This is a genomic window from Ruegeria sp. AI2 (assembly GCF_056541275.1).
In genome coordinates this window covers 46,390-61,523 of record NZ_JBQFYB010000009.1, presented here as the reverse complement: position 1 = coordinate 61,523, position 15,134 = coordinate 46,390, and the positions used below count along the sequence as shown (strand labels likewise).

Below are 15,134 nucleotides of genomic sequence, written 5' to 3'. Positions count from 1 at the left end.
TTCCGGAGCCTTAAGGCTCCGGATAGTGGGTTATGTTAGAAGCCGGCTTTGATCCGCTCGAATTCGGCCAGCATCTTCGCCTCAAGCTCGGGGTTCACAGCATCAAAGAACAAACTGCCCTCGAAAAAGCTTTTGGGATCGGAAAAACCATAGGCTTCTATGCTGCCCTGATCGGCGATTTCGAAAGCTTTTGCGTTGGAATGCGGGTAACCCCAGTTGTCGATGATGTACTGACCACTGGCAGGGTCCGTAAGCGCGTTCAAAAGGTCATAGACCTGATCGACCGGTGTCGTGGACGATTTCAGATGCACATAGCCACACGCCCAGGTCGCGATGCCCTTGTCCACGTTGCGCATCATGGCCGCGGGCACTTCGTTCCAGATCAGGTTCAGTTCGGACTGGTTCCAGGCCCACCCCATTTCGATCTCGCCACTGGTCATGGCCTGGTCAAACTGACCCGCATCGGACCAGTAAAAACGCATATTCGGGTGGATCGAGCGCAGGAAATCCGATGCTTCCTTGAATTGCTCATCGCTCAGGTTGGTGTAGTCATCTGCGTTTCCGGTGGCCAGCGCGGCCAGGGCATAAGCAGACGATGCGGCATCCGGGATGGCGATTTTGCCTGCATAGGCCGGGTCCGCCATCAATTGCAGTGAGATGTCATCCCCTGATATCTTGTCGGTGCGATAGATAAGACCTGTGTTCCCCCATTCGAACGGCAGCATGTAAAGCTGGCCGTCCAGAACGATGGCGTCGACCTCTTTGATCTCGGGCAGCACATCCGCCCAATTGGTCAGCTTGCTTTCATCCAAAGGCTGAATCAGATCAGCTGCGACCCATTTTCTGACCGCGTCAGAACAAGGATGTGCCAGATCAGCGGTAAAACCGGAACTCAGCTTGGTAAAGGCTTCTTCCTGGCTTCCGAAATAGGAATAGCTTGGCGCTTCATCCCCGTATTTTTCCATGTAGCTGGCAAAGAATCCGGGATCTTCATACCCCGACCAGTCAAAAACCGTCAGATCGGCGCCACCTGCACTGGCAATGCCTGTCGTTATTGCCGTCGCACATGCGAAGGCCGCAATTCCCTGAAGTTTCATTCTATCCTCCCTCTGTTTTATTCCGAGATCGTACCAAGATCGATCACGCTAGCCGCCTGAAGCCCCAGCCAAACGACATCGCCGCGTTTAAAGTCGACCGTGTGGAAATAGTTCGGAACCGAGACCGAGATTGGTTTCTCGGCCCCAGCCACTTGAATGTGGTAGTGAATATTCTCACCGTAGAAGGCGACGTTGCTGACAGTGCCCTGAACCGTTGATGGGTAGTCTTCAGGACGGTCCGCAGCAATCTCCAACTGTTCCGGTCGAATACCGATGTTCATGTTTCTGGCGCTGGTCGCCACATTGGGGTTTCTCTCGATTTCCATCCGCCCGAAGGCAGCCGCATCGATTGACAACATGTCACCGCTTTCGCTCAGTAACCGGGCCGGCAATATGTTCATCTCACCGATGAAGCTGGCCACTTGTTGATCACAGGGACGGGCATAAAGCGTCGTTGGCGTGTCAACTTGTTTGAGTTGTCCGTTGAACATCACGCCGATACGGTCGGACATGGTCATAGCCTCGTACTGGTCATGCGTGACCATCACAAAGGTAATGCCAAGCGACTGTTGCAGATTGCGCATTTCAAACTGCATCTGTTCGCGCAGCTTCTTGTCAAGCGCTGACAAGGGTTCATCCAAAAGCAACACCTTTGGCCGCATGATCAGCGCGCGGGCAAGCGCCACCCTTTGACGCTGCCCGCCCGACAACTCGCTTGCGCCGCGATCCTGAAGACCACCCAGTTCAACCATCTCCAAAGCTTCGGCGACGCGCTGGTCGATCTCGGCCTTGGGTGCTTTGCCCCGCAACCCGTAGGCTACGTTGTTCCCGACATTGAGGTGTGGGAAGATTGCGTAGCTTTGGAAGACCATGTTCGTCGGGCGGTTGTTGGCGGGCACTCCTTCCATATTCTGACCGTCAATCAGCACCTTCCCCCTGGTGGGTTCCTGAAAGCCCGCGATCATGCGTAAAACCGTGGTCTTGCCACATCCCGAAGGACCGAGGAGCGAAAAGAACTCGCCCTCTCTGAGGTCAAGGTTTATTCCGCTCGCGGCCACAAATGTTCCGTAGCGCTTTTCGATGTCCCTGAGCTCTATGATGTTTCTGTTTGTCATCGGACCTCTGATGCGGATGAACGGCGGCGGAAGTATTCGGCCAGAACCAGAAGCAGAACCGAAGTCAGCAGCAGGATCGACCCCAGCGCCAACACATTTGGAAGCTTGGCGGGGAAACGGATCTGGCTCCAGATGTAAACCGGCAGGGTTGGCTGGTTGCCGGACAGGAAAAAGGCAAGGACGAATTCATCGAAACTGACGGTGAATGTGACCAAAACACTGGCTACGATACCGGGGGCGACGACCGGCAGCGTCACGCGGCGGAAGGTTTCGAACACACCGACGCCCAGATCGTAAGATGCTTCCTCCAGTGATGCGTCGAAGTCATCAAAGGCGGATTTCAAGATCGAGACAGAGAACGGCAGCGCGAGAAACGTGTGGCCCAGAATGACGGTCAGCAATGACGGCTTGAGACCAAGAAACAGAAACAGGACCAGCATTGAAGAGGCGACGATAATACCTGGGATCACCAAAGGCAGCATCACCAGACCTTCTGCCGCGCGTTGACCCCGAAAACGGTACCGAACGAAGGCACGGGCGGCGAACAGCCCCATGGCGGTCGACAGAAGCGCAACAACAGTGCCGACGGCAAGCGAGTTCCAAAGCGCCTGGATCAACGTGTCCTGCTCGCCTAGCTTACGATACCAGTCCAGTGTCCAGCCCTTAATCGGGAACGCAACGATTGTGCCGCTATTGAAAGAGAACAGGGGCAGGAACAGAACCGGCAGGTACAGAAACAGCAGATACAGGAACGCATAGGCTGTCAGGGTCGAAGGACGTCTCATCTGATCCGCCTCCCCAGCCGCGTCGCGGACATGACAAACACGATGGCCACAAAACCCACCGAAAGCATTGCGATCAGCGACAGCGTGGCCCCAAGGGGCCAGTTGTTGGCGGCCCCGAACTGCACCTGAATAAGATTGGCGATCATCTTCCCGTCTGAACCACCAACCAAAGCCGGGGTCACATAATCACCGACGGTAGGGATGAAGATGATCAGGCAAGCAGCAATGATACCTGGGATCGTCAGTGGCAGGGTCACCCGCATGAAACGTTGAAAGGGGCTGTTCCCAAGATCTGTTGCAGCCTCAAGAAGGCTCGGATCGATCTTTTGCAGTGAGACATAGATCGGCAGGATCGCAAATGGTGCCCAGGCATGAGCGAGCGTCAGCACGACTGCAAATTCGTTGTAGAGCAGGAAGTCGAGAGGTTCGCTGATCAAACCCAGCGCCAGAAGCGCAGAGTTCATCACGCCGTTGAACCCCAGAATGAGCTTCCAGGCAAATACGCGCAGCAGATAGCTGGACCAAAACGGAATGGTGATGAGCAGAAGCCAGATGGTCTTTTTCTGGGCCTTCATCGCGATAAAATACGCGATGGGATAGGCCAGTGAGACGGTGACTACGGTCACCGCTCCGGCAATCCAGATTGATCTGAGCATCAGGTGCCGGACCAGCGGATCCGCAAACGCATCGCTGTAATTCTTCAGCGTCGGTGTCTTGTCGAGCGTCACATAGGTTTGGGTCCAGAATGAATAGGCAATCAGGATCACCAATGGCGCCGCGACCAGAAAGCCCACGTAAGCCGTGGCTGGCGCGCTAAGGGTATATCCCCGGGACGCTTCGCTGCGAAAGATCACCCAACCTCCCTTCCCGCAATTCACGAGTCACTAATGGACGATCGTCCATTAAATGTTGCGCCAGAATGGCCTTTCGTGTCAATATTCCTGTGAGCTACCTCTATGAGACATTCACAAACGGTTGGTAACATTGAATAAAGCGCAAAGCGTCAAGGAACAAAAACGCGGTTCAAAGCGGGATCCGGAAGCCAATAAACAGCTACTGATCGACGCGACTCTGGACACGATTGCCGATATTGGGGTGACCGATACCTCGGTCAGCCGAATCTGCGAGCGCTCCGGTCTGTCACGCGGAATGATCCATTTGCATTTTGGGGGTAAGGAAAATTTACTGACCGCAGCCGCCCAGCACTTCAGTACCGAGTATTATGCCGAGATGGACAGAAGGACAGATCTGGGCGCGAGCGCAAGACCCGAAGACCGTGTTATCGCAGTGATTGAGGCCGACCTGTCAGAAGCACTGCTCAATCCCCGCAGTACTAAAATCTGGCATGCGTTTCGGGGTATCGCAAGCTCTCATCCAGGTATCGCCCGTTACAGCAGCACTCAGGATGACAAACTTGTCGAAACCTTGCGGTCCGCGTTTACAAAGATAGCCTCGGAAAACAGGGGCGACCCGAACCTGGTAGATGACGCAACCAGCGGAACGCTGGCCTTGCTGGAGGGGATGTGGGTGAACTACCTAACCGATATGCAGGGATTTTCACGCCGCCGCTCTGTCAACCTTGTTCGAAGGTTTTTATGCGGACTTTTCCCCGGAAAATTCTAGGTCTAAGCCTATGCGACGTTCCAATTCAAATTGGATAGCTCGGAGACAGAAGTTTCTGAGAGATAATTGTTCCGGGCGCATGCAATCAGCTCGCCTGTGCTTTCGTTTTGCAAGATTTGCGATAGCCGTACCAACACTTAAATGTCCTTACTTCAGATACTGACAGGTGACGAAGCGCCCTGCCCCTCGGGCGCAAACGCGCTTGTCCCACTTGTCTAACAGATACAGGTTCTTCGTACCCAAACTGGATTTGAGTGACCTTTCCCGTAGGCTCGGAATTCGGCTTTACCATCAAAACAATGCCCACACGCCGCCGAAAAAATGTTTCACTTTGGGGAATTTTTTCCAGGCGCCTTCGTAGTTGTATTGTCTGCCATCCGGCAGACTTGAAACAGTCGGAGAATCCAATGTCCCTCAAATCCCTCATTTTTGCTGGCATCGCGCTAGCTGCGACTACAACCGTTTCTTTTGCGGATGGTCACACCGGTGCGCCAGCCGTAACTGGCAAGCTCAACGGAGAAACCTTCCTGATGGATGCGCACAAGATGACTCTCTATACCTTTGACAAGGACGAAACAGGCGTTTCGAGTTGCTACGATGACTGTGCCACCAAATGGCCGCCGCTGATGGGTGATGCCAACATGGAACTGAAAAAAGGCTACAGCCTGATCGAACGCAAGGATGGCAGCGTTCAGATCGCCTACAAAGGAAAGCCGCTTTATCTATGGTTCAAAGACGAAAACCCTGGGGACATGACAGGGGACGGTGTAAAAGGTGTTTGGCATATCGGCCGCCCCTGAACCTTGGTGCCGGGGGAAGGTTTCCTCTCCCGGCTTGCGTACATGCTTCAGTCATTTGAAAACCAGCTTGAAAACTGCCTCCCCGAACTTTGGCGTTATGCCTGGTCGCTAACCCGTGATCGGGATGCGGCGGATGATCTGGTGCAGGATTGTGTTGAACGCGCCCTGCGCAAACGATTGCTTTGGCTTCCGGGGCGGCCGTTGAAACCATGGCTCACTAAAATATTGTTGAACCTCTACCGGGACAGGTGGCGTCGAGAGGCCAGATTCAACACTGTCGATCTAGACAACATTTCGACGCTGGCAGCAACGACAAGCACGGTCGAAGAATGGTTGGAACTCAAGGCCGTCTGGAAAGCGCTGGATTCTGTTCCTCAAGATCAGCGAGAAGCCCTTCTTTCTGTTGTGATTGGTGGGTTAAGCTATGACGAAGCGGCCACAACTTTGTCCATTCCAAAGGGTACGCTGATGTCGCGGATCTCGCGCGCCCGCACTAAAATCAAATCTGAAATGGACGCTTCAGCCGCCGTGAAGATCAGGAGCGTGAAATGACGCACACCCCATCCATAGAAGACCTGGTTCAGCGTAGCATAGACGGTGAATTGTCACCGGAAGAAAGCGAACGCCTTGACCGTCACCTTGAACATCACCCGGACGATGCAGCGCGCATCCGTGCGTTTCAGCGTCAATCAGACCTGATAAACAAGGCGGTCCCTGTTCCTTCTGCGGCACATCTTCGAAGTCTGCGGAAACAGGCCAAGCCGCCCTCGCCAGTCTCTTTGAGGCTGGTTGCTTCGGTCGCGGTTTTTGCCGTTGGTTTTGGTTTGGGGTCTTATTTGCAACCTTGGGAGAGCCGAGCAACCGACGATCTGGCATTGTTTTCGCAACACGCAAAAGCGGCGCATTCTTTGTTCGCCGTTGAAGTTCTTCACCCTGTGGAAGTCGCCGCTACGGAAAAAGATCACTTGCAAACCTGGCTCTCCAATCGTCTGGGCTCTGCCATTATCGCGCCACAACTTGGGGAAACCGGGTTTACCCTGATTGGAGGACGCCTTCTGCCTGCAGGCGACCATGCCTCAGCTTTATTTATGTATGAGAATGCAGAGGGTGATCGGTTGAGTTTGATGGCCACGCATGGCGACACAACTCAAACCCAATCATTCCGGTTTCGACAAGAGGACGGGTATCTTGTCGTCTTCTGGCAGGACGGACCCTGGCAGTATACCTTGGTCGGGGACCAGCAGCGCGACCCGATGGAACACATCGCCCGCTTGGCGCATGGTCAAATGATCTAGAAACCGCTTTCGACGGCTTGGCTCGCGCAGAAGATTTGCGACAACACCTTTGGGGTTATGGCAGATCATCCAGCAACATCGGGTACAGCAAGTTTCCTGCCTGCGGCCCGGCCCCGAGGTAATCAACCGATTGATCGGTTGACTCGTTGTACCGCCGGTACCGTTCGATCTTGTCATATAGCCCGTTGACGATGGTTCGCTGCTCTGAAACCCGATAAAGAGCAACGGTGCGTCCCGACGGGCTGGTTTGTTCCACCCGGACGATGCCCGAACGGAAGATCAAAAACATCTCACCGTAAGCGCCCGGTGAAAACAGTTGGAATCCGTCTAGTATAGTCAGATTACTTCCTGCGGACTTGAGCCGGTCGAGAATGGCTGGCTCCAGTTCTGTTGGGTCACCGCTTTACCTCCGTCTCGCACTCCCTCCCGGATTTTTAGCCTTGGGGATCTAGCGAGCAAACCCAATTTACCTGTGACAAACCCACCCGCGCGGAACCAAAGTTGACGATTCTACTACGGTCTAAATAGCGACGGCATCAGTGGAGATGGCGACTCGATTGGCCTGCCAGTTGGGCGAACTGCTGAAATGGACGGAGTCCAGGGGAGATCTGCCCTTAGTGGATCATGTTTTCCAGTTTAATGGTCGTCAGGGCAAATGCGGTTGAAGCAAAGGATTTGATTGCCAGCATGGGTCTGATTCCTCTGTCGCTAAAACGCCAGTTTTGTTCGTTAGGCACGGATTTGAAACAGAATCGAGACGAAACGCTTCACAACGCGCTCGCGCCTACGGGTTGATTGATGAGTGCTTTCGGCTTGGATGTTCAAGCCTTTGTGCGAGATGCCTCCATGCATCTTGCCTTCGCAGTTTACACAAATGGAAGTGGTAAGAGTTACCGTGTCAGGTCACGTTAGATCGTCGACACGTGCGTTAGGTGCGTTCCGTTTGACGGATTCGATCCCGTTATCCCGCCCTGAAGTGCTGGTATAGCTCTCGCTGGTGCCGATCACCTGACCGTTGCTGGCCTTCAAGTTGAACATATGACCGCCGGACTTGGTTTCCTTTCGCTCGTACCGGCCGTCATCCGGCGCGTTCTTTTTGACTGACTCGATCCCGTTCGTGGCACTCGCCTTTTGAACATATCCTTCACTGGCCAGAATGACTTCACCATTCCCGGCTTTCAGACGAAACCGAAATTCACCAGCCTTGTCTTTATATATCTCGAACTTCCCGGCCATTTGACGCCTACTCCTCTGTTCTACTTTCGATTTTTTCAAATACATTCCTATAATTACACATTCGTCTCAAGAAAAAAGATGAGGCGAGCAATCTACCCAGAGCAAGATACCCCCAAAGTCACAGGTAAGATCGAAATGGATAATCTGATGCTGGCTTCGGTTCCATTCGTTACACCTCGCCTGAACTGGCAGGATGCGAGCAAACCCGTCCTTTACCAAGGGACCTCAGCAGCCACCTAGCGATCAGCTTCAGCCATCCGCGTTCTCCATCCCCCACGCCGCCAGCAGTTTCGGCAACGCTTCGTTCCAGTCCATCACACCGACGGTTTCCGCCCAAGCCTGGTATTGATGGATCATGTCTTTCTCAAGGGCGGCGTTGCGGTCCGCTAGGTCGGTCAGCTCGGTACGGTCGGCCTCGATGTCGTAAAGCTCCCAGGGGCGATCGTGCAGTCGAACCAGCTTGAACTGGCCCAACCGGATGGCGGCATTGCCCTCGTGCTCCCAGAAGATAGGCTGCTCGCGCTGCCAGTCCTTGCCCTTCATTAGACCTAGCAGAGATTCCCCTTGCAACGGTTGGATATCATGACCGCCCACCTCTGTCTGATAGGCGCCTCCGGTGGCTTCCAGGATGGTCGGCAGAATATCGACCACATGGCAGGCTGCATGAGCCGTGCCGCGCGGTTCGAACCCATTTGGCCAATGGGCCACCAGTGGGGTGGAGATACCGCCCTCGTGGACATAATGCTTGTAAAGCCGGAACGGCGCATTGGAGACATTGGCCCACGGTTTGTCATAGCTCTGGAAGGTTTGGGCATCGCCGGGGCGCAGACCGGTCACATTGCCCATGGTGATCTGTCTGCCGTCATGGGTGCGGTCGGGATAGAACTTGGCCCAGCCGTCCTCGGCCATGAACTCGGCGCAGCCGCCGTTGTCTGACAGGAACAGGATCAGCGTGTTGTCGAACTGACCGAGCCGTTTCAGGGCCGCAACCAGCGTGCCGATCGACTGATCCATGCGGTCAACCATCGCCGCGTAGGTGGCCATCTTGCTGGCCTCCCAGTCCCGGTTCTGTTCCTGCTCCCAACCATGTACAGTGCTGTCGCGGGGCGAGATGTCCCAACCGCGCAGGAACACACCCTGACCGTTCATGGTTTCATGGCGCGCGGTGCGAATTTGGTCCCAGCCTTTTGAATAGACCCCATCGTATTTTGCGATGTCCTCAGGGTGGGCGTGCAACGGCCAGTGCGGCGCTGTGTGGGCTAGGTAAAGGAAGAAGGGTTTTTCATCCGTCACAGCGCCTTTGATCATACCGATAGCCTTTTGGGTGATGGCGTCGGTGAAGTAGAAGTCATCGGGGAAGGTTTCGACCCGACTGTCATCCTCCAGCATGTAATGCGGCGAAAAGAAATGTGTGGCCCCATCCATGATCCCGTAAAACCGGTCAAAGCCGCGTTGGCGCGGGGTTGGGTGTTCGACGTCGCCAACCCGCCAACTGTCCACCTTGCGGGCTTCAAAATCGCCCGCCACATGCCATTTCCCCGACATCAGCGTGGCATAACCGCTGGCGCGCAGATGCTCGGCAATCGTGGCACTGTCATTGCGCAGGAAGCCCTGATAGGCAGGGGTGCCCAGATTGGCGCCCATGTGGCCAACGCCTGCATTATGCGGATAAAGCCCGGTCAGAAGCGAAGCACGGGTGGGGCAGCAGCGGGCGCAGTTGTACATCGCCGACAGCATAACGCCGCCCCGCGTAAGGGCGTCGATGTTGGGGGTCTGGATTTCAGAACCGGTGCAGCCGAGATCGGCAAATCCCATGTCGTCCGCAAGGATCAGGATGACATTGGGCCGGCTGGTTGCTGCCTGTGAGTTGAGGTGGGACATTGCGATACTTTCGCTAAGGTCAGGCCGCAGCAGCGGGCGCGAGGGGCACGCCCTCAACAGTGACACGATGCATCAGGCGGCGGAAGCCGTGATAATCATTGATCGCCTTATGCCAGGTGGCGCGGTTGTCCCACATGGTGATGTCACCGGCCTGCCAGCGCACACGGCATTGAAATTCGGGTTGCTGGCAATGGGCATAGAGCATGGCCAGAAGCGCCTCGGACTCAGCCGGGGCCAAACCCTCGATACGGGTGGTGAAGACTGGGTTCACAAAAAGGCTACGCCGTCGGCTCAGGGGATGCGTGATAACAACCGGATGCCGGGCGTCCTGGGTTGCGGCCTCTGCATTGCCCAGACGTCCTGACTTTACTGCCTCGCTATCCATTACGGCAGCGCCGAACACATGCCGCGAGGAATGCACGGCCGTCAGCTCGCCGAGAAACCGGCGCATCGGGGCCGAGAGCGCCTCGTAGGCGGCCCCCATAGAGACAAACAGCGTATCGCCGCCGTAAGGCGGCATTTCGATCGCATGCAAAATTGAGCCCATCGCCGGTTCCTGATCATAGGAATGATCGGTATGCCAACCTTCTCCAACGGCTTCTTTCTGGTCCTTCTCTTTTAGCACCATGGCGATCTCGGGGTGCCCTTTGACCGGCTTGAAGAACCGGTTCACGTTGACCGGCCCGAAACGGCGGGCAAAGGCCAGGTGATCTTCCGGACCCACATCCTGCCCCCTCAGCACAATCACCGAGTATTTGGCAAAAGCGCACTCAATGGCGTCAAAATCTGCATCGCTGCGGACATCCGCACCCAGAATTTCGGCACCCAGCCCCCCCGTCAGTGGAAGAATCTCCATGTGAGTCTCCTGTTTGTCCAAAAAGCAGCATAGGGCTTGCCAAAAGGTCGGTAAAACTGATTTAATACACCTCAAACGTCTGTTTTTTTGATGATTAATTTTACCCTTCGCCAACTCGCCTACCTGTCAGAAACCGCCCGGCGGGGCGGTATTGCCCAGGCCGCCCGGCAACTGAATGTTTCTCCCGCCGCGATTGCCTCAGCGGTGGACAAACTGGAGGCGACCACCGGCCTGACCCTGTTCGACCGCTTTCCGGCGCAAGGCATGCGGCTGACGCCTGCGGGAAAGGAATTTTTTGCCCAGGCTGAGGCGCTGCTGGCGCAGGCCGCGGCGCTGGACAGGCAGGCCGAGAACCTGGCGTCAGGACGCACTGGCAGGATCCACATCGGCACTCATCACGCACTGGCACAGCGGATCGTCCTGCCTGCGGTGCTTGCCTTCCGCGAAAGCTACCCAGACGTTCGTGTCGAGGTGAAGGAAGCGGATTATCCGACCTTGGTGGACGCACTGGACAGTGGCGAAGTGGATGCGCTGGTGGTCTTTGACCAGGGGTTCGATCTCAAGCGGCATGAGGCAGAAGTGCTGCTGGAGCTGCCGCCCCTGGTTCTGCTGTCAGGCGAACACCCTTTGGCAGCAAAAGCCCGGATCAGCCTGTCCGACCTGATCGGACTGCCCTATATCGCTGTATCACCAGCCGGGCCCGGCCCTAGCTATCTTCAACTGCTGCAGGCCGCAGGCGTTCACCCCGAAGTGCCATTCCAATCCCAATCACGCGAGCTTGTTCAGGCCTACGTCGGCAAGGGGTTCGGCTTCACCCTGGCAGGCTTCCCGCCCAAGCAGGATCGCACGATTGAAGGCGACCCCATCGTTGCGCGACCGCTCGAGAAAAGCATCGGACACTACAGGGTGGTGATTGCCCGCTCTCGCCAAGCAGTGCAGACAGCGTTGATTGACCGGTTTCTAGAGATTTGCAGGTCGCCGATCTCTGTGCCTAGCCTTGCAGGTAAACCGTTGAATGAAAAAGCCAGTACATCTCGTTAGCGAATCCTGAAACAAGGCAGTTGATGCTGCCGTGCGGGTCATGGAACCTGCGGTTCGCTGCATGAGCAAACTCCGACTCTGCCCGAGCTCGGGAATATCGGGACTTTTGCCTGGCGTCGCATTGAGAACAGACACGCATTTGGCGACAGGCCTTCATGATGGAATGACCTCAGCTGATTCCACACCTCAATCTACGGATCGCACCCTTGCGGGCGTTGCACTGATGCTTGGATTTTGCCTGACTGCTCCCTTGCTAGATGTAGCTGCCAAGCTCGCATCGGCCAGTGTGCCAGTTGGGCAGATAACGGCCGCTCGCTTTTTATTGCAATGTGCGTTGATGGGACCGTTTGTCTGGAAAATGGGACTGTCATTGCGTGTCGCGAGCGGTGAATTGATGGTACTTGTATTCCGCTCAATACTTTTGCTGTTCGCGACTTTTTGTTTCATTACGGCTATCCGAGTGATGCCGCTTGCTGATGCCCTCGCCATCGTGTTTGTGGCACCGTTCATTGTCTTGCTGGTCGGCAAGTTTTACCTTGGTGAAGATGTCGGTCCTCGTCGCGTCGGGGCAGCTCTTGTGGGGTTTGTCGGCGTATTGTTCGTCATCCAACCCAGTTTCGCGGCTTTCGGCGCAGTGGCAATTATTCCTCTCGGTACGGCTGTTGCTTTCGCTTTCTACATTCTTGTGACGCGGGGCTTGTCGCGACGGATGCACCCGGTGGCTCTGCAATTTCACACTGGCCTGGTTGCCAGTCTGTTTTGCATTCCAATCTTATTGGTTGCACAAGGTTCTGGCTCCGAACTTTTCGATCCCGTTTGGCCGAAAGACATTGCGCTGTTGTGGCTTCTTGGGACCGGTTTTTTTGCGACGGTAAGCCACATGATGATGACTTATGCGCTTTCGTTTGCCCCGTCTGCCACATTGGCTCCTTTGCAGTATTTTGAGCTGCCGGTAGCAACCTTGTTTGGCTACCTTGTCTTCAATGACTTTCCGAACAGGCTTAGCCTGCTTGGCATTGCCATCATCATCGGTGCAGGTCTGTACATGATACATCGCGAAAGAGTTACTGCCAGACAGTTGATCACAGCGCGCGCAGCACCTCCAATCTAAGATTGCACGTGATTGCAACCTTGTGCAGACCTTGATGGATCGAGCGGCCCCTGCCAGGTTCCCTTCTCTGCTCAAAGGGTGTTCCACCATTGGATTTCCTGGTCGGGTCGCCTTTTCATACAGCAATGTCGGAAGCAGTGAATTCTTACGCATAGCTTCCCAAGTAAAGTGCTTTCGACAACCAAACTCATCAGGTGTTGAAACTGACCAGCGGAGCCGACCCTGGACAGTTTTCAAACAGCAGATTTGGCCGAAGGGGCACGAAAGTGGCGCACCTACTCGATCCGTTTCAATTGAAACACCTGACTTTGCGCAACCGCATCGTCAGCACGTCCCATGCGCCGAATTTTGTCGAAGATGGCCATCCCCGGGACCGCTACAGGTTGTATCACGAGGAAAAGGCAAAGGGCGGGGTTGCCCTGACCATGGTCGGTGGGTCGACCAATATCGCCCCTGATAGCCCATCGGTGTTCGGCCAGCTTTATGCCGGTGATGACAGCGTCATTCCATGGTTTCGGAAACTAACGGATGGCGTTCACGAACATGGTGCCGCGATCATGTGTCAGATCACTCATATGGGGCGCCGCACTGCATGGGATGATGGCCATTGGCTGCCTGTCATAGCTCCGTCCAGTATCCGCGAACGTGCACATCGTACCTTTCCCAAGGCCATGGAACAAGAAGACATCAACCGCGTGATTGACGATTTCGCAGCCGCTGCGCGTCGCTGTCAGCAGGGAGGATTCGACGGGATCGAGCTCCTGTCCCACTCACATCTTCTGGGGCAATTCCTGTCCCCGCTGACAAACAAGCGCGACGATGACTATGGTGGAACGCTGGAGAACCGCATGCGCCTGACCTTGCAGGTGCTCGACGCCGTGCGCGCCGAAGTCGGCGCTGATTTCATCCTGTCGATGCGCATCACCGGCGATGAACTGAAAGAAGGTGGGCTGAGCGCCGAAGATTGCGTTGCCGCCGCCCGGATGCTGGAAAAATCCAGCGATGTCGACCTGCTCAACATCCTCGCCGGCGCGCCCTATGATGATCTGGGTTTGGCTGAATGGGTGCGCCCCATGGGCCTGCCGGCGGCACCGCATATCACCGTGGCCGGGCGCATCCGTGATGCCGTCGATTTGCCTATCCTGCACGCAGGAGGAATTGCGGATATTGCCACGGCCCGCCACGCGGTCTCCGGCGGCCATGTCGATCTGGTGGGCATGACCCGCGCACAGATGGCAGATCCCTATCTGGTTGAAAAACTCGCGCGGAGGCAAGAAGAACGCATCCGCCCCTGTGTCGGCTTGGGCTACTGCGTGGATCGGGTCAATCAGGGCAAACCTGCCGTTTGCGGACATAATGCCGCCACGGGGCGTGAGCAGACCTTGCCTCATATCATCGCCTACAGCGACACCCGAAAGAAAGTTGTTGTCGTCGGCGGCGGACCCGGCGGACTGGAGGCCGCACGGGTCTGCGCCCTGCGCGGTCACGAAGTCGTGCTGTTCGAGGCGTCGGATCGGCTGGGCGGGCAGTTGGTTCTGGCCTCTAAAGGGAAAACGCGCAGACAGGTCTGGGGCGTAGCTGACTGGTTGATTTCCGAAGTGACTTTGCTTGGGATCGATATCCGCTTGAACACCTATGCCGAAGCCGATGACGTGATATCCGAAGCCCCCGATTTGGTGATCGTTGCAACAGGCGGCTGGCCCGAAACCACAGTTATCCCCGGCGGCGACCTGGCAATTTCCAGTTGGGACGTGTTGTCGGGAGAGGCACGTGTCTCGGGCGAGGTGCTGTTGTTCGATGAAGTCGGCGACCACCCTGCGGCTGTAACTGCCGACGCGCTGGCAGGCAATGGTTGCAGTGTAAATCTTGTAACCCCGGACCGGGCACTTCTGCATGACCTTGGCCCAACGACCTCTGCCGTCGCCTTACGCGATCTGGCTGCCAATGGAGTTACCTTCACCTGCCTGCAGGAGCTCACCTCCCTGGTACACGAAGGTGATCGAGTTCGCGCCAGCTTTCGTCATGTGTTAACGGGGAATGTCACTGAACGTCTTGTTGATCACGTAGTCGTAGAACATGGCCTGTCCCCGATGGACGGACTTTTTCACGATCTCAAACCAAGCTCACGGAACCACGGGCAGGTTGAACACAAGGCGCTTATTGGTGGGACATTTCCATTCGTTGACACCAATCTAAGCGGCCATTTCCATTTGGCCCGAATTGGCGACGCAGTTACAAGCCGAAATATACACGCCGCAATTCTCGATGCATTGCGGATATGTGTAACTGTCTGA

15 protein-coding genes are annotated in these 15,134 nt (G+C 55.7%); 7 read left to right on the top strand and 8 right to left on the bottom strand.

All coding sequences use genetic code 11. The features are described from left to right. Positions 1–35: 35 nt before the first annotated feature. The 4 genes from ACR0LL_RS15220 to ACR0LL_RS15205 are packed head-to-tail and all read right to left on the bottom strand — an operon-like array spanning position 36 to position 3,851. Positions 36–1,097 (bottom strand): extracellular solute-binding protein, encoded by a 1,062-nt coding sequence (locus tag ACR0LL_RS15220; protein WP_267366085.1) that lies wholly within the window; start codon positions 1,095–1,097, stop codon positions 36–38. 17 nt (positions 1,098–1,114) lie between these two features. After that, the gene (locus ACR0LL_RS15215) at positions 1,115–2,212 is read right to left on the bottom strand and encodes an ABC transporter ATP-binding protein (protein ID WP_480588106.1); all 1,098 of its coding nucleotides are present in this window, start codon (positions 2,210–2,212) and stop codon (positions 1,115–1,117) included. Beyond that, on the bottom strand, positions 2,209–2,997 hold the full coding sequence (locus ACR0LL_RS15210) for an ABC transporter permease (RefSeq protein WP_480588105.1): 789 nt from the start codon (positions 2,995–2,997) through the stop codon (positions 2,209–2,211). The genes ACR0LL_RS15215 and ACR0LL_RS15210 overlap by 4 nt, the downstream gene beginning before the upstream one ends. Further along, a complete protein-coding gene (locus ACR0LL_RS15205) occupies positions 2,994–3,851 on the bottom strand; it encodes an ABC transporter permease (RefSeq protein ID WP_480588103.1) in 858 nt (285 codons plus the stop codon). Before ACR0LL_RS15205 ends, ACR0LL_RS15210 begins: the two co-directional genes overlap by 4 nt. A gap of 130 nt (positions 3,852–3,981) precedes the next feature. Between ACR0LL_RS15205 and ACR0LL_RS15200 the strand changes: the two genes are divergently transcribed. The 4 genes from ACR0LL_RS15200 to ACR0LL_RS15185 all read left to right on the top strand — a co-directional run bounded on the left by ACR0LL_RS15200 (position 3,982) and on the right by ACR0LL_RS15185 (position 6,715). Further along, positions 3,982–4,620, top strand: a complete 639-nt coding sequence (locus tag ACR0LL_RS15200; RefSeq protein ID WP_480588101.1) for a TetR family transcriptional regulator C-terminal domain-containing protein — start codon at positions 3,982–3,984, stop codon at positions 4,618–4,620. A 254-nt stretch (positions 4,621–4,874) separates the two neighbouring features. Continuing rightward, positions 4,875–5,420, top strand: a complete 546-nt coding sequence (locus tag ACR0LL_RS15195; protein WP_480588099.1) for a COG4315 family predicted lipoprotein — start codon at positions 4,875–4,877, stop codon at positions 5,418–5,420. A 6-nt stretch (positions 5,421–5,426) separates the two neighbouring features. Further along, the gene (locus tag ACR0LL_RS15190) at positions 5,427–5,972 is read left to right on the top strand and encodes an RNA polymerase sigma factor (protein WP_480588208.1); all 546 of its coding nucleotides are present in this window, start codon (positions 5,427–5,429) and stop codon (positions 5,970–5,972) included. After that, complete coding sequence (locus tag ACR0LL_RS15185) at positions 5,969–6,715, top strand: anti-sigma factor family protein (protein ID WP_480588098.1); 747 nt, start codon at positions 5,969–5,971, stop codon at positions 6,713–6,715. The genes ACR0LL_RS15190 and ACR0LL_RS15185 overlap by 4 nt, the downstream gene beginning before the upstream one ends. Positions 6,716–6,770: 55 nt before the next feature. Here ACR0LL_RS15185 and ACR0LL_RS15180 read toward each other — a convergent pair whose 3' ends face one another. From ACR0LL_RS15180 to ACR0LL_RS15165, 4 genes are all read right to left on the bottom strand, one after another. Further along, positions 6,771–7,004, bottom strand: coding sequence for a hypothetical protein (locus ACR0LL_RS15180; protein ID WP_480588096.1), 234 nt, complete (start codon positions 7,002–7,004; stop codon positions 6,771–6,773). A 614-nt stretch (positions 7,005–7,618) separates the two neighbouring features. Next, positions 7,619–7,951 (bottom strand): YegP family protein, encoded by a 333-nt coding sequence (locus ACR0LL_RS15175; RefSeq protein WP_480588094.1) that lies wholly within the window; start codon positions 7,949–7,951, stop codon positions 7,619–7,621. A gap of 249 nt (positions 7,952–8,200) precedes the next feature. Next, the gene (locus tag ACR0LL_RS15170) at positions 8,201–9,832 is read right to left on the bottom strand and encodes an arylsulfatase (protein WP_480588092.1); all 1,632 of its coding nucleotides are present in this window, start codon (positions 9,830–9,832) and stop codon (positions 8,201–8,203) included. A 19-nt stretch (positions 9,833–9,851) separates the two neighbouring features. Then, entirely contained in the window at positions 9,852–10,688 is an 837-nt protein-coding gene (locus ACR0LL_RS15165; protein ID WP_480588090.1) for a TauD/TfdA dioxygenase family protein, read from the bottom strand. Positions 10,689–10,778: 90 nt separating this feature from the next. Here ACR0LL_RS15165 and ACR0LL_RS15160 point away from each other — a divergent pair, with 90 nt between their 5' ends. The 3 genes from ACR0LL_RS15160 (at position 10,779) to ACR0LL_RS15150 (ending at position 15,134) form a co-directional block, all read left to right on the top strand. After that, a complete protein-coding gene (locus ACR0LL_RS15160) occupies positions 10,779–11,729 on the top strand; it encodes a LysR family transcriptional regulator (protein WP_480588088.1) in 951 nt (316 codons plus the stop codon). A 163-nt stretch (positions 11,730–11,892) separates the two neighbouring features. Further along, a complete protein-coding gene (locus ACR0LL_RS15155; RefSeq protein ID WP_480588086.1) occupies positions 11,893–12,840 on the top strand; it encodes a DMT family transporter in 948 nt (315 codons plus the stop codon). Between the two features lie 266 nt (positions 12,841–13,106). After that, positions 13,107–15,134: an oxidoreductase gene (locus ACR0LL_RS15150; RefSeq protein ID WP_480588084.1), complete on the top strand. Its 2,028-nt coding sequence runs from the start codon at positions 13,107–13,109 to the stop codon at positions 15,132–15,134.

Excerpts from the sequence above, each read along its gene's own strand:
- ACR0LL_RS15220 (WP_267366085.1), bottom strand. The coding sequence starts at position 1,097 with ATGAAACTTCAGGGAATTGCGGCCTTCGCATGTGCGACGGCAATAACG.
- ACR0LL_RS15215 (WP_480588106.1), bottom strand. The coding sequence starts at position 2,212 with ATGACAAACAGAAACATCATAGAGCTCAGGGACATCGAAAAGCGCTAC.
- ACR0LL_RS15210 (WP_480588105.1), bottom strand. The coding sequence starts at position 2,997 with ATGAGACGTCCTTCGACCCTGACAGCCTATGCGTTCCTGTATCTGCTG.
- ACR0LL_RS15185 (WP_480588098.1), top strand. The coding sequence starts at position 5,969 with ATGACGCACACCCCATCCATAGAAGACCTGGTTCAGCGTAGCATAGAC.
- ACR0LL_RS15180 (WP_480588096.1), bottom strand. The coding sequence starts at position 7,004 with ATGTTTTTGATCTTCCGTTCGGGCATCGTCCGGGTGGAACAAACCAGC.
- ACR0LL_RS15175 (WP_480588094.1), bottom strand. The coding sequence starts at position 7,951 with ATGGCCGGGAAGTTCGAGATATATAAAGACAAGGCTGGTGAATTTCGG.
- ACR0LL_RS15170 (WP_480588092.1), bottom strand. The coding sequence starts at position 9,832 with ATGTCCCACCTCAACTCACAGGCAGCAACCAGCCGGCCCAATGTCATC.
- ACR0LL_RS15165 (WP_480588090.1), bottom strand. The coding sequence starts at position 10,688 with ATGGAGATTCTTCCACTGACGGGGGGGCTGGGTGCCGAAATTCTGGGT.
- ACR0LL_RS15160 (WP_480588088.1), top strand. The coding sequence starts at position 10,779 with ATGATTAATTTTACCCTTCGCCAACTCGCCTACCTGTCAGAAACCGCC.
- ACR0LL_RS15155 (WP_480588086.1), top strand. The coding sequence starts at position 11,893 with ATGACCTCAGCTGATTCCACACCTCAATCTACGGATCGCACCCTTGCG.